This window comes from Enterobacter cloacae complex sp. ECL411 (assembly GCF_021869665.1).
Taxonomy (GTDB): Bacteria; Pseudomonadota; Gammaproteobacteria; order Enterobacterales; family Enterobacteriaceae; genus Enterobacter; species Enterobacter intestinihominis.
Window position 1 is genome coordinate 3,164,206 of record NZ_CP091486.1, and the last position, 24,232, is coordinate 3,188,437.

23 protein-coding genes and 1 tRNA gene are annotated in these 24,232 nt (G+C 55.2%); 17 read left to right on the plus strand and 7 right to left on the minus strand.

The genetic code is table 11. The features are described 5' to 3' along the window. Nucleotides 1-2: 2 nt before the first annotated feature. Nucleotides 3-182, plus strand: a complete 180-nt coding sequence (locus L3069_RS15040; protein ID WP_139152663.1) for a hypothetical protein — start codon at nucleotides 3-5, stop codon at nucleotides 180-182. Nucleotides 183-285: 103 nt separating this feature from the next. Next, nucleotides 286-1,467: a sugar efflux transporter SetB gene (gene setB / locus L3069_RS15045; protein WP_038416423.1), complete on the plus strand. Its 1,182-nt coding sequence runs from the start codon at nucleotides 286-288 to the stop codon at nucleotides 1,465-1,467. Here setB and L3069_RS15050 read toward each other — a convergent pair. Further along, on the minus strand, nucleotides 1,464-1,718 hold the full coding sequence (locus L3069_RS15050; protein ID WP_032622476.1) for a YkgJ family cysteine cluster protein: 255 nt from the start codon (nucleotides 1,716-1,718) through the stop codon (nucleotides 1,464-1,466). The two genes, setB and L3069_RS15050, sit on opposite strands and share 4 nt — an antisense overlap. A 164-nt stretch (nucleotides 1,719-1,882) precedes the next feature. Between L3069_RS15050 and yeiP the strand changes: the two genes are divergently transcribed. Further along, nucleotides 1,883-2,455 (plus strand): elongation factor P-like protein YeiP, encoded by a 573-nt coding sequence (yeiP, locus tag L3069_RS15055; protein WP_003859355.1) that lies wholly within the window; start codon nucleotides 1,883-1,885, stop codon nucleotides 2,453-2,455. 116 nt (nucleotides 2,456-2,571) lie between these two features. Here yeiP and uxuA read toward each other — a convergent pair whose 3' ends face one another. Beyond that, on the minus strand, nucleotides 2,572-3,762 hold the full coding sequence (gene uxuA / locus L3069_RS15060; protein WP_022648722.1) for a mannonate dehydratase: 1,191 nt from the start codon (nucleotides 3,760-3,762) through the stop codon (nucleotides 2,572-2,574). Nucleotides 3,763-3,967: 205 nt separating this feature from the next. On the opposite strand from uxuA, the gene L3069_RS15065 reads away from it, so the two are divergent. The 9 genes from L3069_RS15065 (at nucleotide 3,968) to yejF (ending at nucleotide 15,558) form a co-directional block, all read left to right on the plus strand. After that, entirely contained in the window at nucleotides 3,968-5,434 is a 1,467-nt protein-coding gene (locus L3069_RS15065; RefSeq protein ID WP_038416424.1) for a mannitol dehydrogenase family protein, read from the plus strand. Between the two features lie 123 nt (nucleotides 5,435-5,557). Next, nucleotides 5,558-6,544 carry a GTP-binding protein gene (locus tag L3069_RS15070; RefSeq protein ID WP_022648724.1) on the plus strand — a complete coding sequence of 329 codons (987 nt, stop codon included), beginning with the start codon at nucleotides 5,558-5,560 and terminating at the stop codon, nucleotides 6,542-6,544. 33 nt (nucleotides 6,545-6,577) lie between these two features. Next, nucleotides 6,578-7,282 (plus strand): phosphatase PAP2 family protein, encoded by a 705-nt coding sequence (locus tag L3069_RS15075; protein WP_038416426.1) that lies wholly within the window; start codon nucleotides 6,578-6,580, stop codon nucleotides 7,280-7,282. Nucleotides 7,283-7,706: 424 nt separating this feature from the next. Beyond that, on the plus strand, nucleotides 7,707-8,276 hold the full coding sequence (gene mepS / locus L3069_RS15080; RefSeq protein WP_003859364.1) for a bifunctional murein DD-endopeptidase/murein LD-carboxypeptidase: 570 nt from the start codon (nucleotides 7,707-7,709) through the stop codon (nucleotides 8,274-8,276). A gap of 127 nt (nucleotides 8,277-8,403) precedes the next feature. Further along, a complete protein-coding gene (locus L3069_RS15085) occupies nucleotides 8,404-9,957 on the plus strand; it encodes a cyclic di-GMP phosphodiesterase (RefSeq protein WP_038416427.1) in 1,554 nt (517 codons plus the stop codon). A gap of 75 nt (nucleotides 9,958-10,032) precedes the next feature. Continuing rightward, complete coding sequence (locus L3069_RS15090) at nucleotides 10,033-11,838, plus strand: extracellular solute-binding protein (RefSeq protein ID WP_038416428.1); 1,806 nt, start codon at nucleotides 10,033-10,035, stop codon at nucleotides 11,836-11,838. Nucleotides 11,839-11,847: 9 nt separating this feature from the next. Next, nucleotides 11,848-12,942, plus strand: a complete 1,095-nt coding sequence (locus L3069_RS15095; protein ID WP_038416429.1) for a microcin C ABC transporter permease YejB — start codon at nucleotides 11,848-11,850, stop codon at nucleotides 12,940-12,942. After that, nucleotides 12,942-13,967, plus strand: a complete 1,026-nt coding sequence (locus L3069_RS15100; RefSeq protein WP_038416430.1) for a microcin C ABC transporter permease — start codon at nucleotides 12,942-12,944, stop codon at nucleotides 13,965-13,967. The genes L3069_RS15095 and L3069_RS15100 overlap by 1 nt, the downstream gene beginning before the upstream one ends. Nucleotide 13,968: 1 nt before the next feature. Then, on the plus strand, nucleotides 13,969-15,558 hold the full coding sequence (gene yejF / locus L3069_RS15105; protein WP_038416431.1) for a microcin C ABC transporter ATP-binding protein YejF: 1,590 nt from the start codon (nucleotides 13,969-13,971) through the stop codon (nucleotides 15,556-15,558). Nucleotides 15,559-15,561: 3 nt separating this feature from the next. Here the strand turns inward: yejF and L3069_RS15110 are convergent, their stop codons facing one another. The 3 genes from L3069_RS15110 to rsuA form a co-directional block, all read right to left on the minus strand. Then, nucleotides 15,562-15,906 (minus strand): YejG family protein, encoded by a 345-nt coding sequence (locus L3069_RS15110; protein ID WP_003859372.1) that lies wholly within the window; start codon nucleotides 15,904-15,906, stop codon nucleotides 15,562-15,564. A 276-nt stretch (nucleotides 15,907-16,182) separates the two neighbouring features. Then, a complete protein-coding gene (locus L3069_RS15115) occupies nucleotides 16,183-17,382 on the minus strand; it encodes a Bcr/CflA family multidrug efflux MFS transporter (protein WP_022648730.1) in 1,200 nt (399 codons plus the stop codon). Nucleotides 17,383-17,397: 15 nt separating this feature from the next. Next, entirely contained in the window at nucleotides 17,398-18,105 is a 708-nt protein-coding gene (gene rsuA / locus L3069_RS15120) for a 16S rRNA pseudouridine(516) synthase RsuA (protein ID WP_022648731.1), read from the minus strand. Nucleotides 18,106-18,256: 151 nt separating this feature from the next. On the opposite strand from rsuA, the gene L3069_RS15125 reads away from it, so the two are divergent. Next, the gene (locus L3069_RS15125) at nucleotides 18,257-20,017 is read left to right on the plus strand and encodes a DEAD/DEAH box helicase (RefSeq protein WP_022648732.1); all 1,761 of its coding nucleotides are present in this window, start codon (nucleotides 18,257-18,259) and stop codon (nucleotides 20,015-20,017) included. A gap of 125 nt (nucleotides 20,018-20,142) precedes the next feature. Then, a complete protein-coding gene (gene rplY, locus L3069_RS15130; protein WP_022648733.1) occupies nucleotides 20,143-20,427 on the plus strand; it encodes a 50S ribosomal protein L25 in 285 nt (94 codons plus the stop codon). Nucleotides 20,428-20,478: 51 nt separating this feature from the next. Here rplY and yejK read toward each other — a convergent pair whose 3' ends face one another. Continuing rightward, nucleotides 20,479-21,486, minus strand: a complete 1,008-nt coding sequence (yejK, locus tag L3069_RS15135) for a nucleoid-associated protein YejK (RefSeq protein WP_017693031.1) — start codon at nucleotides 21,484-21,486, stop codon at nucleotides 20,479-20,481. A 134-nt stretch (nucleotides 21,487-21,620) separates the two neighbouring features. Here yejK and L3069_RS15140 point away from each other — a divergent pair, with 134 nt between their 5' ends. From L3069_RS15140 to L3069_RS15150, 3 genes are all read left to right on the plus strand, one after another. After that, on the plus strand, nucleotides 21,621-21,848 hold the full coding sequence (locus L3069_RS15140) for a YejL family protein (RefSeq protein WP_001135586.1): 228 nt from the start codon (nucleotides 21,621-21,623) through the stop codon (nucleotides 21,846-21,848). A 19-nt stretch (nucleotides 21,849-21,867) separates the two neighbouring features. Continuing rightward, nucleotides 21,868-23,628 (plus strand): LPS biosynthesis-modulating metalloenzyme YejM, encoded by a 1,761-nt coding sequence (gene yejM / locus L3069_RS15145; protein ID WP_022648735.1) that lies wholly within the window; start codon nucleotides 21,868-21,870, stop codon nucleotides 23,626-23,628. A gap of 73 nt (nucleotides 23,629-23,701) precedes the next feature. Beyond that, nucleotides 23,702-23,778, plus strand: a tRNA-Pro gene (locus L3069_RS15150). Between the two features lie 66 nt (nucleotides 23,779-23,844). Here L3069_RS15150 and L3069_RS15155 read toward each other — a convergent pair. Next, a complete protein-coding gene (locus L3069_RS15155) occupies nucleotides 23,845-24,105 on the minus strand; it encodes a DUF2534 family protein (RefSeq protein ID WP_006811332.1) in 261 nt (86 codons plus the stop codon). Nucleotides 24,106-24,232 lie beyond the last annotated feature (127 nt).

The window sequence follows — 24,232 nt, forward strand, 5'->3', positions numbered from 1 at the left end:
ACATGCAAGATAGCGCTGAAACGTTTCAAGAAGTCTTGTCTTTTCTACAAAAGGTTGCAAGAAAAGTTACATTTCTTGTTGCAGAATTTAGAAGTGCAGCACATTTCTTCTTCAATAGGGAGGTTTTTGCTGATGTTCAGCAAACAGGTTCAGCACGCTTCAGCGAAACAGCGTTAAACTGAAATGCTATTTTGATTTATTGTGGCAATCTTGATTTTGCCCTCTGTTTATTTAATGACAGGCGGCGTAAACTCCGCCTCTCTCTGTTACTCGCAAAGACTGAACATGCATAACACCCCCGCTGCCGCCTCACCAAAGCCCTTTGATTTGACGTCAACGGCGTTTTTGATTGTTGCTTTCCTCACCGGTATTGCCGGTGCGTTACAAACGCCTACGCTGAGCCTGTTTCTGACCAACGAAGTCCACGCGCGTCCGGCGATGGTTGGCTTCTTCTTCACCGGGAGCGCCATCATTGGCATCCTGGTCAGCCAGTTTCTGGCCGGGCGTTCCGACAGAAAAGGCGATCGCAAAAGCCTGATTGTTTTTTGCTGTCTGCTGGGCGTTTTCGCCTGCGTGTTGTTTGCCTGGAACCGCAACTATTTCATTCTGCTGTTTGTTGGGGTGTTCCTGAGCAGCTTCGGCTCGACCGCCAACCCGCAGATGTTCGCCCTTGCCCGCGAGCACGCCGACCGCACCGGGCGGGAAGCGGTGATGTTCAGCTCGATACTGCGCGCGCAGGTGTCGCTTGCGTGGGTGATTGGCCCCCCGCTCGCCTACGCGCTGGCAATGGGTTTTGGCTTTACGGTAATGTACCTCAGCGCGGCGGTAGCCTTCGTGGTGTGTGGCGCAATGGTATGGTTCTTCCTGCCTTCCATGCGTAAAGAGCCGAAAGTGGCGACCGGTACGCTGGAAGCACCGCGGCGTAACCGGCGCGACGCACTACTGTTATTCATTATCTGTACGCTGATGTGGGGAACGAACAGCCTCTATATCATTAATATGCCGTTGTTTATTATTGATGAGCTGCATCTGCCGGAGAAGCTGGCCGGGATCATGATGGGAACCGCCGCGGGGCTTGAGATCCCCACCATGCTGATTGCGGGCTATTACGCGAAGCGCTTCGGCAAGCGCTTTTTGATGCGCATCGCCGCCGTTGCCGGGCTGCTGTTTTATATCGGTATGCTGACGGTTCATACGCCCGCGCTGCTTCTTGCTTTACAGCTGCTGAACGCCATTTATATCGGCATTCTGGCCGGTATCGGCATGCTCTACTTCCAGGATCTGATGCCGGGTCAGGCAGGCGCTGCCACCACCCTTTATACTAATACCACCCGCGTGGGCTGGATTATTGCAGGCTCACTGGCGGGCGTTGTGGCTGAAATCTGGAACTATCATACGGTGTTCTGGATTGCGCTGGTGATGTGCGTCCTGACGTTGAGCTGCCTGACGCGGATTAAGGACGTTTAAGGCGCGGTGAGCGCTTCCAGCTCAAGCAGGTAAGTGATGGCCTGCTGGCGCGTACTGCCGCACATTTCGGCGTCAGGCTGGAGCCCGGAGCACACCTTCGGGCGTAAAGGCGAGCCAAAGATCATGCACAGGTTGGAGTCAGAGAGCTGAACGCAGCGGGTATTGGCAGGCTTGCCTTGTGGCATGCCTGGAATGGGGCTTGAGATGGACGGTGCGGTACAGCACGCGCCACAGTCGGAACGACAATCCATACATGCTCTCTGTTGGTGGCAGATGCCCGCGCAGTCGGGCATTGCGCGCACAGTAACACCTTTTATGTATTGATAGCAAAACCCACGAATTCCGCTTGCCTGAAAGGCCGCGCGCGAGTAATTTGGCGCGATATTTTTTACCTCCCGTAAACAGGATTACTGCAATGCCAAGAGCGAACGAAATTAAGAAAGGTATGGTACTGAATTACAATGGCAAACTGCTGATTGTAAAAGATATCGACATTCAGGCACCCAGCGCCCGTGGCGCAGCAACGCTGTATAAAATGCGTTTCTCCGATGTCCGTACCGGCCTGAAAGTGGAGGAACGTTTTAAAGGCGACGATATCGTGGATACCGTGACCCTGACCCGTCGCTACGTTGATTTCTCCTACATCGACGGCAACGAATACGTGTTCATGGATAAAGAAGATTACACCCCGTATATCTTCACCAAAGATCAGATCGAAGAAGAGCTGCTGTTTATTCCTGAAGGTGGAATGCCGGACATGCAGGTGCTGACCTGGGATGGCGTGCTGCTGGCGCTGGAGCTGCCGCAGACCGTTGATCTGGAAATCGTTGAAACGGCACCGGGCATCAAAGGCGCGTCTGCAAGCGCGCGTAACAAACCGGCTACCCTGACTACCGGTCTGGTCGTACAGGTGCCAGAATACCTGTCAGCGGGCGAGAAAATCCGTATCCATATCGAAGAAAAACGCTATATGGGTCGCGCTGACTGATTGTGGCGTTTGCCGGGTGGCGGCTGCGCCTTACCCGGCCTACAAAAACACAAAAACCGGCCTCAGAGCCGGTTTTTCGTAGGCCCGGTAAGCGTAGCGCCACCGGGCAATCAGGCTTACAGAAGCTCTGGATACTTCGTCATTTTCAGCGCCAGCTCGATACCGCGCACTTCCGCCATCCCTTTCAGACGGCCAATCGCCGAATACCCTGGATTCGTTTTCTTGCGCAGATCGTCCAGCATCTGATGCCCGTGATCCGGACGGAACGGGATAGGACGTACATCCCCCGCCTGCTTACGACGTACTTCTTCAGAGAGAATGGCATCCACCACCGCAACCATGTTCACGTCGCCGCCAAGGTGGGCTGCTTCATGGAAGGTTTTTGGATTCTCTTCACGGCAGGTTGCACGCAGGTGAGTGAAATGAATGCGATCCCCAAAGGTTTCGATCATCCGCACCAGATCGTTATCCGCACGCACGCCGTAAGAGCCCGTACACATGGTAAAGCCGTTGTAGATGCTGTCCACCGTCTCTTTTAGCCACTGCATATCCTCAATGGTCGACACGATACGCGGCAGGCCGAGGATTGGGCGCGGAGGATCGTCCGGATGGACCGCCAGCCGCACGCCCGCTTCTTCTGCCACCGGCACGATAGCGCGCAGGAAGTGCGCCATGTTTTCACGCAGCTGGTTTTTATCGATATCGCCATATTCCGCCAGGCGCGCGCGGAACTGATCGAGGGTATAGCCCTCTTCCGCCCCCGGCAGGCCCGCGATAATATTGCGAACCAGCTTCTCAATGTCCGCTTCACTGGCGGCATTGAACCACGCCAGCGCCTGCTGCTGCTCTTCGGCGGTGTAGTCTGCTTCCGCCCCCGGACGCTTCAGAATGTGCAGCTCGAAAGCCGCAAAAGCGATTTGATCGAAACGCAGCGCCTTCGAACCATCGGCCATTTCATATTCCAGGTCGGTACGCGTCCAGTCCAGAATTGGCATAAAGTTATAGCAGACGGTATCAATACCGCAGGCCGCCAGGTTACGAATGCTCTGCTGATAATTCGCAATCCAGGTTTCACACTCACCGGAGTGGGTTTTGATATCTTCGTGAACCGGAATACTTTCCACGACAGACCAGGTTAGACCCTTCTCTGCCAGCTGTGCCTGACGCTTTTGGATTTCCTCCACCGGCCACACCTGACCGTTCGGAATATGATGCAGCGCCGTGACCACACCCGTTGCGCCAGCCTGACGCACATCATCAAGAGAAACCGGATCGTTCGGCCCGTACCAACGCCAGGTTTGTTCCATTGCCCCACCCTCTCAAGTTGTTATACCAATATGGATTACCTCAATGACGACTACCATACATGTTTAATCGAAGTGGTCAACACAGCGCGCGACATTGATTGATCAAACTCACATAACCGGGATATTTACGGCTTACCAATTTAATTTGTTGTCATATAACTTTACACTGGCATTGTTAATTAATGGTTAATCAGGTGTGTACTACATGAAGACTATTGCCTCCACCGCGCTTCCTGCTCATGTCCAGCAGCCCCGCTACGATCGCGAGCAGTTACGCTCCCGCATCGTCCATTTCGGCTTTGGCGCGTTCCACCGGGCGCATCAGGCGTTGTTAACAAACCGGGTGCTGAACGCCAAAGGAGGCGACTGGGGTATTTGTGAGATTAGCCTCTTTAGCGGCGATGTTCTCATGCGCCAGCTCCGCGCGCAGGATCATCTGTTTACCGTGCTGGAGAAAGGTGCCGAAGGCAATCAGCCCATTATTATCGGTGCGGTAAAAGAGTGCCTGAACGCAAAACTCGACTCGCTGGCAGCCATTATTGAGAAGTTCTGCGAACCGCAGGTGGCCATTGTCTCCCTCACCATTACCGAAAAAGGCTACTGCATCGATCCGGCGACGGGGAAACTGGATATGCACAACAGCCGCATTCTGCACGATCTTGAGCATCCGTCTGAGCCGCATTCCGCGCCGGGTATTCTGGTCGAAGCGCTTCATCGCCGCCGCGAGCGCAGCCTGCCAGCGTTTACCGTGCTCTCCTGCGACAATATTCCCGACAACGGCCACGTGGTGAAAAATGCCGTTCTCGGCATGGCCGGAAAGCGATCCGCAGAGCTGGCCGGATGGATCGAGGCGCACGTGAGCTTCCCTGGCACCATGGTCGACCGAATCGTGCCCGCCGCCACTGACGCCTCACTCGCGGAAATCACCCAGGAACTTGGCGTTGAAGATCCCTGCGCCATCAGCTGTGAACCGTTCATTCAGTGGGTAGTGGAAGATAACTTTGTCGCCGGGCGTCCGAAATGGGAGGTTGCAGGCGTACAGATGGTTGAGGATGTCCTGCCCTGGGAGCAGATGAAGCTGCGGATGCTGAACGGCAGCCACTCCTTCCTGGCGTATCTGGGCTACCTTGCCGGCTACGCGCACATAAATGAATGTATGCAGGACGACAGCTTCCGCGAGGCTGCCCGCAGGCTGATGCTGAATGAGCAGGCCCCTACGCTGCGCATCACCAACGTCGATCTGACAGCCTATGCTGACAGCCTGCTTGACCGCTTCGCCAACCCGGCGCTACAGCACCGCACCTGGCAAATCGCTATGGACGGCAGTCAGAAGCTGCCTCAGCGCATGCTGGATGGGATCCGCATGCATCTTGAGCGTAACACCGCCTGGCCATTACTGGCGCTGGGCGTCGCAGGCTGGATGCGCTACGTCAGCGGGACGGACGACCAGGGCAACGCCATTGACGTGCGCGATCCGCTGAGCGACAAGTTTCAGGCCATTGTCGCTTCCAGCAGTGACGCAGAACGCGTTAGCGCCCTGCTGACGCTAAAAGAAATCTTTGGCGACGACCTGCCGCAAAACCCTGTCTTTGTCGAGGCAATCACCGGCGCGTACCAGCGCCTCGTCCGGCTCGGCGCGCGTCAGGCCGTTATCGAAACGTTAAAAATTTAGCGATTATTGCGTTTAAGGCGAACGGTTTTACGCTCCGTTCGCCCTCCCTCTTCTCAATGCCCGATTTTTTCGTCAGGATGATAGATAGTTGTTACTACATCACAATTATTTATCGGAGCGCACGTGACCAAAACCAACCTGATCACCGGTTTTCTCGGCAGCGGTAAAACTACGTCCATTCTGCATTTGCTGGCCAATAAAGATCCGGCGGAAAAGTGGGCCGTGCTGGTCAACGAATTTGGCGAAGTGGGGATCGACGGCGCGTTGCTCGCCGACAGCGGCGCGATGGTGAAAGAGATCCCGGGCGGGTGTATGTGCTGCGTGAATGGTCTGCCGATGCAGGTCGGGCTGAATACGCTGCTGCGTCAGGGCAAGCCTGACCGTCTGCTGATTGAACCCACTGGGCTGGGTCATCCGAAGCAAATTCTTGATTTACTGACCGCCCCGGTCTACGAGCCGTGGCTTGAGCTGCGTGCGACGCTTTGCCTGCTCGACCCCCGCCAGCTGCTGGATGAAAAAGCGATCAATAACGACAATTTCCGCGACCAGCTCGCCTCGGCAGATATCATCGTGGCGAATAAATCCGATCGCGCGACGCCTGAAAGTCAGGCCGCGTTCAATGCCTGGTGGCAGCAGGCTGGCGGTGGACGTCAGTATGTGCAGACCACCCAGGGCAACATTGATGGCGCCCTGCTCGATCTTCCCCGCCTCAACCAGACGCAACTGCCTGCCAGCGCAGAGCATTCGCATAGCCACGGCGCGAAGCAAGGTCTGGCTGCGCTGAGCCTGCCGGAACATCAGCGCTGGCGTCGAAATCTGAACAGCGGCCAGGGACACCAGGCCTGCGGCTGGATCTTCGATGCCGATACGGTTTTCGACACCATTGGTATACTGGAATGGGCGAGACTGGCGCCGGTTGAGCGGGTAAAAGGGATCATGCGCACCCCGGATGGTCTGGTGCGCATTAATCGTCAGGGCGAGGATTTCTTTATAGAAACCCAGAACGTCGCGCCACCCGACAGCCGGATAGAGTTAATTAGTGCGGTTAATACCGACTGGAATGCCCTCCAGTCAAGCCTGTTGAAGCTTCGTTTAAGTTTGGGCGGCTAACGTTGCCCCTGATTTCACACATTGCTGAAGACTATGACGACTCGACTTCCTGCTATTTTATTGCTCAACGCTGCCGGTCTGGCGATCTTTTTCTCCTGGTATATCCCGGCGGATCACGGATTCTGGTTCCCGCTGGATTCCGGGCTGTTCCACTTCTTTAACCAGGCGCTGGCGAAGAGTGAAGCCTTCCTGTGGCTGGTGGCGATCACCAACAACCGCGCGTTTGACGGCTGTTCGCTGCTGGCAATGGGCTGTCTGATGCTCTCCTTCTGGCTGAAGGAAGACAAAACGGGTCGTCGCCGTATTCTGATTATCGGCCTGGTCATGCTGCTGGCAGCCGTGATTATCAACCAGCTGGCGCAGCATCTGATGCCGGTTAAACGCGCCAGTCCGTCGCTCTCTTTCCCGAATATTAACCGCGTCAGCGAGCTGCTTCATATTCCAACCAAAGACGCCTCGAAGGACAGCTTCCCGGGCGACCACGGTATGATGCTGCTGATTTTTGCTGGCTTCATGCTGCGCTATTTCGGTAAAAAAGCCTTCGCCATCGCCTTGGTTATTGTGGTGGTATTTGCATTCCCGCGGGTGATGATTGGCGCTCACTGGCTGACAGATATCGCCGTAGGCTCCCTCACGGCGGTGTTAATTGGTTTACCCTGGGTGCTGATGACTCCCCTGAGCGATCGCGTAATAGGTATTTTTGATCGCTATCTTCCCGGCAAATTTAAACAAGTCTGAAACAAATAAATAACGCTAATTAACACCATTCATCAGGGATCGTTTTCGATCCCTGAGTCACTTCTTTCCGGCATCATTCAGCGCTGTCATCATTCCGTCATACAATTCGTGATAAAAATGAAGCAATTGCAGGGATTACCGGTATGAATGGCGGCATTTTGAGCAATTCCGCGCTGTAACGTTGTGTATCACATTTTCTTATAAAAAAACGGTCTTTTTTGCTCGCAATGCCCTTTGCAATCGGTTAACCTCGAACTCGTTTTGCCCCATTGAGATAATTATTATCGTGGTGAATAATTTTGTGCGTTGTGCCACAGATTTCACCATAAAGAATTGTCTCATTGTGAACAGATAATTAGTCTCGTCACGGTTGGCATTTTTATAACGATATTTTCGTTAAGGACTTCAAGGGAAAACAAACAAAATGGTCAAATCTCAACCAATTTTGAGATATATCTTGCGGGGGATCCCGGCGATTGCAGTGGCGGTTCTGCTTTCGGCATGTAGTACGACGAACACCGCGAAGAATATGCATCCTGAGACGCGTGTTGTGGGAATGGAAGATTCCTCTTCACTGCAAGCCTCTCAGGATGAATTTGAAAATATGGTACGTAATCTCGACGTTAAGTCGCGTATTATGGATCAGTATGCTGACTGGAAAGGCGTGCGTTACCGCCTGGGCGGCAGCACCAAGAAAGGCATCGATTGCTCCGCATTCGTACAGCGTACTTTCCGTGAGCAGTTTGGGTTAGACCTTCCGCGTTCTACTTATGAACAGCAGGAAATGGGCAAGTCCATTTCGCGCACTAAACTGCGTACGGGCGATTTAGTCCTGTTCAGAGCAGGTTCAACCGGTCGACACGTTGGCATCTATATCGGTAACGATCAGTTTGTCCATGCTTCCACCAGCAGTGGTGTGACGATTTCCAGCATGAACGAACCTTACTGGAAGAAGCGCTACAACGAAGCTCGCCGCGTTCTGAGCCGTAGTTAATATTGCTGTCGTATCGTTGGTTATCCCTTGGCTGGCGATACGATTAAAAAAGCACTGCTCCGGCAGTGTTTTTTTTTGCCCGTTACACTGATAGACATCCAGCGTCATTTCAGGAATCACGACATCTATGTTTACCCGCTACTTCTCAAGCAACCGCAAGATACTGTTTCTCAGTATTCTGACGGGGTTGTTTACCGCCCTGCTTCTGAGTGCGTTACAGTTTTACTGGAGTTATCACAAGCGAGAAGTCAGGTACGATACCCTCATTACGGATTTAAGCGTCTACATGGAGAGCTTTTTCGACGAGCTTAAAACCTCTATTGATACGCTCCAGCCGCTCACGCTGAACAGCTGTGAAGAGGTCAGTGCGGCGCTCACCTCACGCGCGGCCTTCAGTATTAACGTGCGCGCCTTTTTGCTGGTCCGGGATAAACAGGCCTTCTGCTCTTCGGCAACAGGTCCGATGAATACCCCAATGGAAACGCTTATCCCTCAGCTACACATCAGCAAACCTGTTGATATCGCGCTCCTGCCGGGCACGCCCATGCTGCCGGATAAACCCGCGATCGCTATCTGGTATCGCAATCCGCTGGTAAAAGACGGCGGCGTATTTACCTCCGTGAACATCAACCTGACGCCTTACCTTCTTTATACGTCACGTCAGGATGAATTTTCCGGAATATCGATCGTCATTGGCGACTCCGCGTTATCCACCCAGTCCGGAATGCTGGTTCAGGCGCGGGATTTGCCTGACGTCCCTGCCCGCACCGCCACGCTGAAAAATATTCCTCTGACCGTTAACGTCTATGCGCAAGCCTGGAAGACCGATGAACTGCTCTACGCCGTGTTCTTCGGCCTGGTCTGCGGTATTGCGGCAGGTCTGCTGAATTTCTATATTCTCACTATCCGTCTGAATCCCGGGAAAGAGATCCTTACGGCCATCAAGCACGACCAGTTCTACGTGGTCTATCAGCCCGTCGTGGATGCGCAGTCGCTCAGAATGACCGGGCTGGAAGTCCTGATGCGCTGGAAGCACCCGGTGATGGGCGAAATTCCACCGGATGCCTTTATTAATTTTGCTGAAGCGCAGAAGCTGATCGTCCCGCTGACGCTGCATCTTTTTGACCTGATTATCCGCGATGCCCCTGTCCTGCAAACGGTGCTCCCGCCTGGGGCCAAGTTTGGGATCAACATCGCGCCCGGTCATCTGCATGCGGAAAGCTTTAAGGAGGATATGCGCGCGTTTGCCGCTGCCCTTCCGCCCGATCACTTCCAGATTGTGCTGGAAATAACCGAGCGCGACATGATCAACCACCGCGAGGCAAATCAGCTGTTTGAATGGCTGCACAATGAAGGTTTTGAAATCGCCATCGATGATTTTGGCACCGGCCACAGCGCGCTGATCTATCTGGAACGCTTCACGATGGATTACCTGAAAATTGACCGTGGCTTCGTGAATGCCATCGGGACTGAAACCGTTACCTCGCCAGTGCTTGACGCGGTGCTGACGCTGGCAGAACGCCTGAATATGTTAACCGTCGCCGAGGGTGTTGAAACGCCCGAGCAGGCGGCGTGGCTGCGCGAGCATGGCGTGAACTATCTTCAGGGCTACTGGATCGGCCGACCAATGCCGCTGGAGCAGTTCAGGACGTGGCAACCCGACATCACGCTCGGGGAATAATTTCACAATCACGGCGCTGTCCCTTATTATTCTCCTCAACCGAGCCTGCCTGTGAACAAAGGGATCCGCCGCACTATGATTATGCGCGTTGTATTGATGCTGTTGGCGCTGGTGAGCCTGTCGAGCCAGGCGCAGACCATCAAAGAGAGCACGGCCTTTGCCGTCATTGGCGAGCCGAAGTATGCGGTCAACTTTACTCACTACGATTATGTGAACCCCGCCGCCCCGAAAGGCGGGAACGTGACGCTTTCCGCGACCGGAACGTTTGACAACTTTAACCGCTTCGCCCTGCGCGGCGTGGCGGCAGCGCGTACCGAATCCCTCTATGACACGCTGTTCGTCACCTCCGACGACGAGCCCGGCAGCTATTATCCCCTGGTCGCTGAGAACGTGCGTTACGCCGATGATTTTAGCTGGGCAGAAATCGCGATTAATCCGCGGGCGCGTTTTCACGACGGTACGCCGGTTAGCGCCCGCGATGTGGCGTTCACCTTTCATAAATTTATGACCGAAGGCGTGCCGCAGTTTCGTCTGGTGTACAAGGGCACCACGGTGAAAGCCATCGCCCCGCTGACCGTGCGAATCGAACTCCCTGAGCCAAACAAAGAGAATATGCTGAGCCTGTTCTCCCTGCCCGTCATGCCCGAATCATTCTGGAAAAACCATAAGCTGAGCGATCCCCTCTCTTCCCCGCCGCTGGCCGGAGGACCGTATCGCATTACCGACTGGCGAATGGGCCAGTACGTGATCTATTCCCGCGTGAAAGATTACTGGGCAGCCACGCTGCCGGTAAACCGGGGCCGCTGGAACTTCGATACAATCCGCTACGACTACTACCTGGATGATAACGTGGCCTTCGAGGCGTTTAAGGCAGGCGCATTTGATTTACGTGTCGAGAACAGCGCCAAAAACTGGGCGACCCGGTATATCGGAAAAAATTTCGCGAAAGGCTATATCGTTAAAGACGAACATAAAAACGAATCCGCGCAGGACACGCGCTGGCTGGCGTTTAATATTCAGCGCCCGGTTTTTTCCGATCGTCGGGTGCGTGAAGCTATTACCCTGGCGTTTGATTTCGAATGGATGAACAAAGCGCTGTTTTACGGAGCCTACAGCCGGGCGAACAGCTATTTCCAGAATACTGAATATGCCGCCCGTGATTATCCCCACGCGGACGAGCTGGTTTTGCTGGCGCCAATGAAAGCGGAGCTCCCGCCGGAAGTGTTCACCCGCCTATTTGAACCGCCAAAATCCGACGGAAACGGGTTCGACCGGGACAACCTGCTGAAAGCCAGCAAACTGCTGGATGACGCTGGCTGGGTGTTGAAAAATCGGCTACGAGTAAATGTTAAAACTGGTAAGCCGCTCAGCTTCGAACTGCTGATTGCCTCCGGCGCAAACGATCAGTGGGTGCTGCCGTTTAAGAAGAACCTTGCCCGTCTTGGGGTGACCATGAATATCCGCCAGGTCGATATTGCCCAGCTGACCAACCGCAAGCGCAGTCGCGATTACGACATGATGCAAACCCTGTGGGCTGCCCAGCCGTGGCCGAGTTCAGACCTGCAAATCTCCTGGGCATCGGGGTATATCGACTCCTCCTACAACGCTCCGGGGGTAAAGAGTCCGGTGATTGATGCGCTGATCGCGAAAATCGTTGCCGCTCAGGGCGATAAAGAGAAACTTCTGCCGCTCGGGCGCGCGCTTGACCGGGTGTTAACCTGGAACTATTACATGCTGCCGATGTGGTACATGGGTGAAGATCGCGTGGCCCGCTGGGACAAATTCTCCCTGCCCGCCGTTCGCCCGGTTTATACGCTTGGTTTTGATACGTGGTGGTATGACGTGAATAAAGCCGCAAAACTGCCCGCAGCGCGGCGTTGAGGAGTGACGATGGGCGCTTATCTTATCCGCAGGCTGCTGCTGGTTATCCCGACGCTATGGGCCATCATTACCATTAACTTTTTTATCGTGCAGATTGCCCCCGGCGGCCCGGTGGACCAAGCGATTGCGGCCATAGATTTTGGTCACGCTGGCGGCATGCCGGGCGGCGGCGGTGAAGGAATGGGGGCCAGCCATGCCCGGACGGGCGTGGGCAATATCAGCGAAAGCCACTACCGGGGCGGTCGGGGACTGGATCCGGAGGTGATCGCCGAGATCACCCATCGCTATGGTTTTGACAAGCCGCTGCACGAGCGTTATTTCAGGATGCTCTGGGATTATGTCCGTTTCGATTTTGGCGACAGCCTGTTTCGCAGCGCCTCGGTGCTAACCCTGATCAAGCAAAGCCTTCCGGTTTCCATCACGCTCGGACTGTGGGGGACGCTGATTATTTATCTGGTCTCCATTCCGCTGGGGATCCGCAAAGCGGTCTACAACGGTAGCCGTTTTGATATCTGGAGCAGCACGTTCATTATCATCGGCTACGCTATCCCGGCATTTCTGTTTGCCGTGCTGCTGATTGTCTTTTTCGCTGGCGGCAGTTATTTCGACCTCTTCCCGCTGCGCGGGCTGGTCTCTGCGGATTTCAGCACGTTGCCGTGGTATCAGAAAATCACCGATTACTTCTGGCACATCACGCTTCCGGTGCTGGCGACGGTTATCGGCGGTTTTGCGGCGCTTACGATGCTGACCAAAAATGCCTTTCTTGATGAGATCCGCAAACAGTACGTCGTCACCGCGCGCGCCAAAGGCGTCGGTGAAAAGCAGATTATGTGGAAGCACGTTTTTCGTAACGCCATGCTGCTGGTGATTGCCGGTTTTCCCGCCACGTTCATCAGTATGTTTTTTACCGGCTCTCTGCTGATAGAAGTGATGTTCTCTCTCAACGGTTTAGGGCTGCTCGGCTATGAGGCCACCGTCTCCCGTGATTACCCGGTGATGTTTGGCACACTGTACATTTTCACCCTGATCGGCCTGCTGCTGAATATCATCAGCGATATCAGCTATACGCTGGTCGATCCCCGTATCGATTTTGAGGGCCGCTAATGTCGCGTTTAAGCCCCGTCCATCAGGCCCGCTGGGCGCGATTTCGCCACAACCGTCGCGGCTACTGGTCGCTGTGGATCTTCGCCGTCCTGTTCGCCTTAAGTCTGTGTTCCGAACTGATTGCCAACGATAAACCCCTGCTGGTGCATTTCAAAGATCGCTGGTACGTGCCGGTGCTTACTACCTATAGCGAAAGCGATTTTGGCGGTCCGTTTGCGACGCCAGCCGAGTATCAGGATCCCTGGTTACGTGAACAGATCGCGCAGCACGGCTGGGCGCTTTGGGCACCGATTCGCTTTGGCGCGAACAGTATTAACTACGCCACGTCCACCCCCTTCCCTTCCCCGCCTTCCTCGCAAAACTGGCTGGGAACGGACGCCAACGGCGGCGATGTGCTGGCGCGCATCCTCTATGGCACCCGCATCTCGCTCCTGTTTGGGCTGCTTCTGACGCTCTTTAGCAGCGTGATGGGCGTCGTGGCGGGCGCCATGCAGGGCTATTACGGTGGAAAAATCGATTTGTGGGGGCAGCGCGTAATTGAAGTCTGGTCCGGTATGCCGACGCTGTTTCTGATTATCCTGCTGTCCAGCGTAGTACAGCCTGGCTTCTGGTGGCTGTTAGGCATCACCGTCCTGTTCGGCTGGATGGCACTGGTCGGCGTGGTGCGCGCGGAGTTTCTGCGCACGCGAAATTACGATTATATTCGCGCCGCGCAGGCATTAGGCGTGAGCGATCGCGCAATTATCTTCCGTCACATGCTTCCCAATGCGGTGGTGGCGACCCTCACCTTCCTGCCGTTTATTTTGTGTAGCTCCATTACCACCCTGACGTCGCTCGATTTTCTTGGTTTCGGTTTGCCGCTGGGCTCACCGTCTCTTGGCGAACTGCTGTTGCAGGGCAAAAACAACCTCCAGGCCCCCTGGCTGGGCATCGCCGCATTCCTCTCCGTGGCTGTGCTGCTTTCCCTGCTGATTTTTATTGGCGAAGCCGTGCGCGATGCCTTCGATCCCAACAAGGCGGTATGACATGACCCGGCCTCTTCTGAGCATAGAAAATCTGTCGATTGCGTTTTCAAAGCAGGGCGAATCTCGCCCGGTGGTGACGGATTTATCGTTGCAGATCCAGCGCGGAGAGACGCTGGCGCTGGTCGGGGAATCCGGCTCTGGTAAGAGCGTTTCGGCACTGTCGGTGCTGCGCCTGCTCCCTTCCCCGCCGGCCAGCTATCCGCAGGGGGATATTCTGTTCCATGAACAATCCCTGCTGAACGCTGATGAGCAAACCCTGCGCGGCATTCGTGGCAATAAGATTGCCATGATTTTTCAGGAGCCGATGGTGTCGCTCAATCCATTGCATACGCTGGAAAAACAGCTCTATGAAGTGCTGTCACTTCATCGGGGAATGCGTAAAGAGGCAGCGCGGGGGGAAATTCTGGACTGCCTTGAACGCACCGGCATTCGTAATGCGGCGAAACGGCTGAACGATTTCCCGCATCAGCTTTCCGGCGGCGAGCGCCAGCGCGTGATGATCGCGATGGCGCTGCTGACGCGCCCCGAACTGTTGATTGCGGATGAACCCACCACCGCGCTGGACGTCACGGTGCAGGCGCAAATTCTGCAACTGCTGCGTGAACTGCGGGACGAGCTAAACATGAGCCTGCTGTTTATTACGCATAACCTGGGCATCGTGAAAAAGCTCGCTGACGCGGTGGCCGTGATGCAAAACGGCCGCTGCGTCGAACAGAACAGGGCAACTGCCCTGCTGAGCGCGCCTCAGCACCCGTATACACAGCGCCTGCTCGATAGCGAACCCTCTGGCGACCCGATTCCGCTTAACGCTGACAGCGCACCGTTGCTGAAGGTTGAGGACCTGTCGGTGTCATTCCCGATCCGCAAAGGCATTTTGCGTCGCGTGGTCGATCACAATCATGTTCTGAAAAACATGAGCTTCTCTCTGCGTCCGGGCGAGTCGCTTGGGCTTGTGGGCGAATCCGGTTCGGGCAAAAGCACCACCGGCCTGGCGCTGCTGCGCCTGATCGCCTCGCAGGGAAGCATTCTCTTTGACGGCATGCCGCTGCAAAACCTGAGCCGCCGGCAAATGCTGCCCGTCCGCCCGCGCATGCAGGTGGTCTTTCAGGATCCGAACTCTTCGCTGAACCCGCGGCTGAGCGTATTGCAGATTATTGAAGAGGGCCTGCGCGTTCATCAGCCCGCGCTGACGGCACAACAGCGTGAAATCGACGTTAAGCGAGTGATGGCGGAAGTGGGTTTAGATCCCGAGACCCGGCACCGGTATCCGGCTGAGTTTTCCGGCGGACAGCGGCAGCGTATAGCGATTGCCCGCGCGCTGATCCTGAAACCGGAGCTGATCGTGCTGGACGAGCCTACCTCTTCACTGGACCGCACCGTGCAGGCGCAAATTCTGGCGCTGCTGAAGGGGCTACAGGAAAAGCATCGGCTGGCCTATATCTTTATCAGCCACGATTTACAGGTGGTGTGTGCGCTTTGCCATCAGGTGGTGGTATTGCGGCAGGGAGAAGTCGTTGAGCAGGGAGAGTGCCAGCGCGTATTCACTGCGCCTGCGCAGGATTACACGCGCCAGCTATTGTCCGCTGACTAGCACTCAGAAAGGATATTGACCGGAGAACGGTTCGGCAATCGCCACGCCGAAGTTTTTCAGACGGCAGGTCGCAGCAAATTCATCCTGGCTGTTAACAAACAGGCACGGCTCACCTTCGCATTCCAGCACGGAGCTGTCTACTTCGATGTCCGTCAGCGCCTGGCTGAGACGTTCCATAACCGGCCACGCATTTTCATCGCTCGGGCTAAGCAGCTTGAGCGCCACCAGACAATTATCCTCCCCGGCAACGCTTTGCGGAATCGGTTCAACTTTCGAACCTGCAAAACCCGTCGACCAGCGATAGCTCTGGGGCAAGCGATGGACAATGGAGAGTTGTAATGTATTCACGTTCAGATCCCCGGAAGCAAATTTACTTCACAATTTATTTACATTTATAGTAACACATCATCGCCAACCTGCACTGTTTAGCGGATTTTATAGGCGTTGCAGGCTCGCGTCGGCGCTATATGTACCCGTTTCTGCGATCTAACTCAACCTTTTTAAATACAATGATGTGACTTTTTACATAAATAGATTTTACATAAAAGAAACAAACACCGGGTAAACGAACCGAGGGTTGGTTGATATGGGTCAACAAAAAGGCCCGTTTCGGGCCTTAAGTGCTCATTTATGCGCCGTCTTACGGGGCCGGCTGGCGTAAAGATAGAAGAGGATGGAGCAAGTCGCGCAGAGGGCAATCGCCCACAGCATCGGCCAGGCAGTATTAAACGTCGCCATTGAGAGCAGCGCCCCGACAATCGCGCCAATCCCGAAACGGAACGTCCCTGCCAGCGACGAGGCGGTGCCCGCCATATGCGGGAATTCGTCGAGGATCACCGCCATCGCGTTGGATGAGACCATCGAGACGCAGCCAACAAACGCCGCTACGCCCACCACCAGCGCCCAAAAACCTACGCCCAACAATGCACTCAATACCAGCCAGATAGCCATCACGAACTGGATCCACAGCCCGGCGCGGAACATATTCAGCGCCCCGACCCGCCGGACAAAGCGGCTGTTGATAATGGTCATCACAAACAGGAACACGATATTCAGCGCGAAGTAGTAACCAAAGTGCTGGGGTGACACATGGTTCAGTTCGATGTACACAAACGGCCCCGCGCTCAGGAACGAAAACATCCCGGCAAAGCTAAAGCCGCTGGCCAGCATATAGCTCAGCACGCGCTTATGGCGAAACAGCGAGGCAAAGTTGCCAAGCGTGGTGCGGACGTGAAACTTCTGACGGCGCTCGACCGGCAGCGTTTCATCGATAAAGACGAAGATCATCACCGAGGCCAGCAGCGCGGCAATCGCCAGGATCCAGAAAATCGCATGCCAGCTGAACCACACCAGCACCGCCCCGCCCACCATGGGGGCGACCAGCGGCGCAATGGTTGTGACCAGCATGACGAACGACATCATGCGTGAGAACTCTTCCTTCGGGTAGATGTCGCGCATCAGCGCGTTAATCACCACGCTTGCCGCAGCCGCAGCCAGGCCATGGAAGAAACGCATCACGATCAGCTGATCGATACTCTGCGCCAGCGCGCAGGCCACCGCCGCCGCGGCAAATATCAACGTCCCGCCCAGAATAACGGGTTTGCGCCCCAGGCTGTCTGCCATTGGGCCATAAAAGAGCTGGCCGAGCGCAAAACCAAGAATGTAGGTGCTGAGCGTCATCTGTGCGCTGCCTGCCGGTACGCCAAACTGCGCGGAAATCACCGGCAGCGCGGGCAGATACATATCGATAGACAGCGGCATCAGCATGGCCAACAGGCCAAGGATAAATACGATTTTAAACGACGAGTGTGGCCTGGTGGTCACAGGGTTCTCCTGAATTTAGCGTGAAAGCAGCCCGACGCTGGCAATCTCTTCTTCCGTCAGCGGGCGATATTCCCCTGGCGCCAGGTCTGGATCGAGTTCAATCGCGCCGATACGTTCACGATGCAGCCCCACAACGTGGTTGCCCACGGCGGCAAACATCCGTTTCACCTGGTGGTAACGGCCTTCACTGATGGTCAGACGGACGTCCGTTGGGGTAATGACTTCCAGCACCGCCGGTTTGGTCAGATCTTTTTCATTATGCAGCTGAACGCCTTTCGCGAATTGCTCTGCCGTGTCATCCGAGACCGGCGACTCAAGTGTCACCCGATAGGTTTTCTCACAGTGATGGCGCGGGGAGGTGATGCGGTGCGACCACTGACCGTCATCGGTCATCAGCACCAGGCCGGTGGTATCAATATCCAGTCGCCCTGCCGCATGCAGCTTGTGCGCCACAGGTTCGTCGAGGAAGTAGAGCACCGTCGGGTGATCCGGATCGTCCGTTGAACAGACGTAACCTTCCGGTTTGTTGAGCATGAAGTAGCGCGGGCCATTCTGCTGGGTCAGCGGGTTGCCGTCATACTCCACCTGGTGGTCAGGCTGGAGTTTAAAAGCGCTGTCTTTCACAATGTCGCCGTCCACGGTTACGCGGCTGGCGCGAATTTCACGCCCGGCAATAGCGCGGCTTACGCCGAGTTGCTGAGCGATAAACTTATCAAGTCGCATGAAATCTTTTTAGCCTTAATGGTGCTGGAAGTCGGACTACGCGTCCGAAAAAGAAGCAGTCAGAAACAGTTCAGTATAATGGTCTGGTTGCGCCACTCAAGGGAAAAAGTTTCGTGGCATACTATATGCGAGTTAACTGAATAGAGAAGCCATGACGTTCACACTACGCCCCTATCAGCAAGAAGCCGTTGATGCCACCCTCGCCTGGTTTCGCAAGCACCGGGAACCCGCCGCCATCGTGCTCCCGACCGGAGCCGGTAAAAGCCTGGTGATTGCCGAACTGGCGCGCCTGGCTCGCGGGCGCGTGCTGGTGCTGGCGCACGTAAAAGAGCTAGTGGCGCAAAACCACGCCAAATATTGCGCGCTCGGCCTGGAGGCCGATATTTTTGCCGCCGGGCTGAAGCGCAAAGAGAGCCACGGGAAAGTGGTGTTTGGCAGCGTACAGTCCGTTGCGCGCAACCTGGACCTGTTTCGCAGCGAGTTTTCCCTGCTGATTGTCGATGAGTGTCACCGCATCAGCGATGACGACGACAGCCAGTATCAGCAAATCCTCACTCATCTGAGAGAGGTGAACCCTCACTTACGCCTGCTTGGCCTGACCGCCACGCCATTTCGTCTGGGCAAGGGCTGGATTTATCAGTTTCATTATCACGGCATGGTGCGTGGCGATGAAAAGGCCCTGTTCCGCGACTGTATCTATGAGCTTCCGCTGCGCTACATGATCAAGCATGGCTATCTGACGCCACCGGAGCGGCTGGATATGCCGGTCGTGCAGTACGATTTCAGCCGCTTACAGGCGCAGAGCAATGGGCTGTTCAGCGAGGCGGATCTTAACCATGAGCTGAAAAAACAGAAGCGGATCACGCCGCATATCATCAGCCAGATTGAAGAGTTTGCGCAAACGCGCAAAGGGGTGATGATTTTTGCTGCTACCGTCGAACACGCGCGTGAAATCACGGGGCTTCTGCCCACCAACGACGCGGCGTTAATTACCGGTGAAACCCCCGGGCCGGAGCGCGACAGCCTGATTGAGGCTTTCAAAGCCCAGCAGTTCCGCTACCTGGTGAATGTCTCCGTATTAACCACCGGGTTTGACGCACCGCACGTTGACCTGATTGCGATTCTTCGCCCGACCGAATCCGTCAGCCTGTATCAGCAGATTGTCGGCCGTGGCCTGCGCCTGGCACCGGGCAAAACCGACTGTCTGATCCTCGATTATGCCGGTAATCCGCACGATCTCTACTCCCCGGAAGTGGGCACGCCAAAAGGCAAGAGCGACAACGTGCCGGTACAGGTGTTTTGTCCGGCCTGCGGGTTTGCCAACACTTTCTGGGGCAAAACTACCGCCGACGGCACGCTGATCGAACATTTTGGCCGCCGCTGTCAGGGCTGGTTTGAAGACGATGAAGGCCATCGCGAACAGTGTGATTTCCGCTTCCGCTTCAAAAACTGCCCGCAGTGCAACGCCGAGAACGATATCGCTGCCCGCCGCTGTCGGGAGTGTGACACGGTGTTGGTCGACCCGGATGACATGCTGAAAGCGGCGCTGAAACTGAAAGATGCGCTGGTGCTGCGCTGTTCCGGCATGGTCTTACAGCCCGGTGCGGATGAAAAAGGCGAGTGGCTAAAGATTACCTATTACGACGAGGACGGCGCAGACGTCAGCGAGCGGTTCAGGGTCCAGACGCCCGCCCAGCGCACCGCGTTCGAACAGCTCTTTATCCGCCCGCATACCCGCACGCCCGGCGTGCCGCTGCGCTGGATAACCGTTGCCGATATCGTGCGCCAGCAGGCGCTGCTGCGCCATCCTGATTTTGTTGTCGCCCGTAAAAAAGGGCAGTTCTGGCAGGTGCGTGAGAAGGTCTTTGACTATGAAGGACGCTTTCGCCGGGCAAACGAATTGCGCGGTTAACGGGACTTTTCGTTGATGCGCGAGCCATTTGAGTATAAAATGCCGCCCGCTTCACATCCGTGAGGCAGAACACTCACCTGCTGCTGGGTCGCCTGTAGCAGGGTTTTAAATACAGAGAGAAATCAATGTTCACTATCGAAGCAGAAGTACGTAACGTGCAGGGTAAGGGTGCGAGCCGCCGCCTGCGTAACGCTAACAAGTTCCCGGCTATCGTTTACGGTGGCGAAGCTGCTCCAGTTGCAATCGAACTGGATCACGACAAAGTGTGGAACATGCAGAACAAAGCTGAATTCTACAGCGAAGTTCTGACCATCGTTGTTGGCGGTAAAGAAGAAAAAGTGAAAGTTCAGGCTGTTCAGCGTCACCCGTTCAAGCCAAAACTGTCTCACATCGACTTCGTTCGCGCGTAATCGCAAACCTGTCGAGAAAAACCCCGCTTCTGCGGGGTTTTTTTATGGCCGCTACTTACCGCCTGAGGTGCGACGCTGGAGCTGATCGCGCAGATTCGGCGGCGTGCCTTTAATGGTCAGCGTGTCGGTCGCCGGATCCCAGAAGATACGTTCCCCGAGCAGCATGGCATCAAAGTTAATGGTTAACCCACCGCCGCTACCGGCAAATTTCGTCAGCTGACGCAGCGTACTGCGATCCGCCGGGAAGCTCTCTTCCAGCTCATAGCCTTTTTCCGCGGTAAATTCCTGGAAGCTGACTTCGCTGACGCCCGCCAGCTCTTTGGACAGCGACTCCAGCTCAATCTCTTCCCCGGCCTGTAACTGCTCGTTACAGTAGCTGTAAACCTGCTGACGCACGGTCTGACGCTCAGATTTATCCAGCTGCGCCTCAGCGGTAAAGTCATCCACCGCCTGGAGCAGACCTTTGTTCTGCGCTTTGGCGTTCAGCCCTTCACTGGCACCGAGGAAGTCCATAAAGAAATCGGCCACTTTGCGGCCCACGCGGCCTTTAAGGAAGGTCAGGTAGCGCGTCGATTCCGGATTGGTTTCCCATTCGGTTAAATCAATACGCGCCACAATATCCGCATGGTTGATATCCAGATAGTGCGTTGAGCTGATATCCAACTGCTCGTTCACACGCATGCTGCTTAAATTATTCAGCACGGTGACCAGCAGATACTCTACCGCCAGATAGCGGTAGTGGCAGAACAGGACGATACCGCCATCGGCGAAGGGATATTTCGCCAGTTCGTCACGAAGACGGCCGGTTGCAGCGCGGCTGAATGCCAGGAAATCCTCTTCGCCCTGACGTTGCAGGCGCAGGCTATCCGCCAACTCGCTCTCTTCGCTGAACAAGCCATAGGCTTTATTTTTCGCGCTGTAGACGCGATGCAACTCCGCCATCATCTCGACAACGGTAGGCGTTGGTTCCAGTAACGAATCGCGTAGCACCACTTCAAGGGTTTGCTCATCACGCTTGATAAGCTGGTGCAAGGCAATCTGGTTGATTTCCAGACTCATGATAAACTCTCCTTTTAGACCGGGCGGTATTCAACCACCACCAACGCATGTGTGCAACAGAAGATAAAAAAGGGGAAAAAAAGCTGTTGCTACGGTAATATGTCGCCCTTCTCTCAACAAACTGATTTTGATTTATGCCACAACATTCCCGCTACAGTGACGAACACGTTGAACAACTGCTCAGTGAGCTGGTCAACGTACTGGAAAAACATAAAACGCCAACCGATCTCTCCCTGATGGTTTTGGGAAATATGGTTACCAACCTGATCAATACCAGCGTTGCTCCGGCTCAGCGTCAGGCGATCGCCAAATCTTTCGCCCAGGCTTTGCAGTCATCCGTTAGCGACGACCAGGCACACTAAGGGAAACGAACAACAGTTTATGGTGACGAATCGTCAGCGCTACCGTGAAAAAGTCTCCCAGATGGTCAGCTGGGGGCACTGGTTTGCCCTGTTCAACATTCTGTTGGCGATGGTGCTCGGCTGCCGTTATCTGTTTGTGGCGGACTGGCCAACCACGTTAACCGGGCGTATCTACTCGTGGATGAGCCTTGTTGGTCACTTTAGCTTTCTGGTCTTCGCCACCTATCTGCTGATCCTGTTCCCACTGACGTTTATCGTCATGTCGCAGCGGCTGATGCGCTTCCTGTCCGCCATTCTTGCGACGGCGGGCATGACGCTGTTGCTTATCGACAGCGAAGTTTTTACCCGGTTCCACCTGCACCTGAATCCTGTCGTCTGGGAGCTGGTGATTAACCCGGATCAGAACGAGACCGCCCGCGACTGGCAGCTGATGTTTATCAGCGTGCCGATTATCCTGCTGATCGAAATGTTGTTTGCGACGTGGAGCTGGCAAAAGCTCCGCAGCCTGACCCGACGCCGACATTATGCGAAGCCCGTCGCGGCGCTCTTTTTCGCCTCATTTATCGGTTCGCACCTGATGTATATCTGGGCAGATGCGAACTTCTACCGCCCTATTACCATGCAGCGCGCGAATCTGCCGCTCTCCTATCCGATGACGGCACGTCGTTTCCTTGAAAAACACGGTCTGCTGGACGCGCAGGAGTATCAGCGTCGTCTGGTCGAACAGGGTAATCCGGAAGCGGTCAGCGTGCAGTATCCCCTGAGCGATCTGAAATATCGCGACATGGGGCGCGGTCAGAACGTGCTGCTGATTACCGTCGATGGCCTGAACTATTCTCGCTATGAGAAGCAAATGCCTGCCCTGGCTGAATTCGCTGAGAACAACATCGTATTCACTCAGCATATGAGTTCCGGTAATTCGACCGACGCGGGTATTTTCGGTCTGTTCTACGGTATTTCACCGAGCTATATGGACGGCGTGCTGTCGGCCCGTATTCCGGCTGCATTGATTACCGGGCTTAATCAGCAGGGCTACCAGCTGGGGCTGTTCGCCTCTGATGGTTTCAACAGCTCGCTGTACCGCCAGGCGCTGCTGTCTGATTTCTCACTGCCAGCCGCGCAGAGCCAGTCTGACGATCGGACTGCTGACCAGTGGATAGACTGGCTGAAGCGCTATGCACAGGAAGATAACCGCTGGTTCTCCTGGGTTGCGTTTAACGGCACAAATCTTGATGACAGCAATCAGAAAGGCTTCGCGCGCCGCTATAGCCGTGCGGCGGGTGATGTCGATGCGCAGATCGCTCGCGTGCTGACCGCCCTGCGCGACGCGGGCAAGCTGGACAATACGGTCGTCATTATCACGGCGGGGCATGGCGTGCCGCTCGGCGACGAAGCGAAGGGCATGGACTGGTCGCGTCCGAACCTGCATGTCCCGCTGGTGATCCACTGGCCGGGCACTCCCGCGCAACGCATCAACATGCTGACCGACCATAAAGACGTCATGACCACGTTAATGCAGCGGCTGCTGCACGTTAGCACGCCGGCAATTGAATACTCGCAGGGACAAGACCTCTTTAGCGCCACGCGGCGTCATAACTGGGTCACGGCTGCTGGCGAAAACACGCTGGTGGTGACCACGCCGACGCTGTCCCTTGTGCTGAACAGCAACGGCAATTACCAGACGTACAGCCTCGAAGGTGAGAAGCTGAAAGACCAGAAACCGCAGCTCAGCTTGCTGTTGCAGGTGCTGACAGACGAGAAGCGCTTTATCGCTAACTGATTATTTATGAATCAGTTAGCGTTGCTTCCCCCTTGCAATCAAAAAGGAATCGAGTAGTATTCCTTTTATGCGTCGGCACGTAGCGCAGCCTGGTAGCGCACCGTCATGGGGTGTCGGGGGTCGGAGGTTCAAATCCTCTCGTGCCGACCAAAACTACACAAAAAAACCAGCCGCTTATGGCTGGTTTTTTATTGCCTGTCTTCGCATGCACAATGCTTAGTGCTTCTCACGCCCACCGAGAAAGAAAATCCCCAGCGGAATCGCCAGCAGGACGGTGAACACCAGACTGTAAACAAAGATCATCGCTGATTGCAGGACAAACATGCTGGTTGTCCACGCAGAGAGCGGGATGTTGTACTGCTCGATCACGCCGACAATGGTTGCTCGCCCCACGCATGCAGCAGCAATCATAAACACAACCAGTAACGCCAGCAGGAACTTGCGGCCTTCAGGTGTCTTCAGTTTTTCCCGTACCATCTCTTCTCCCTTTACAGATGAATAACAATAATTAACGCGTAAAATAACACGATCTCTGCACCGACTCCACCACAGCATTAAACACCAATAAAAGAGCATAAAAGCAGTTCTTTACTCCGTTTAAAAT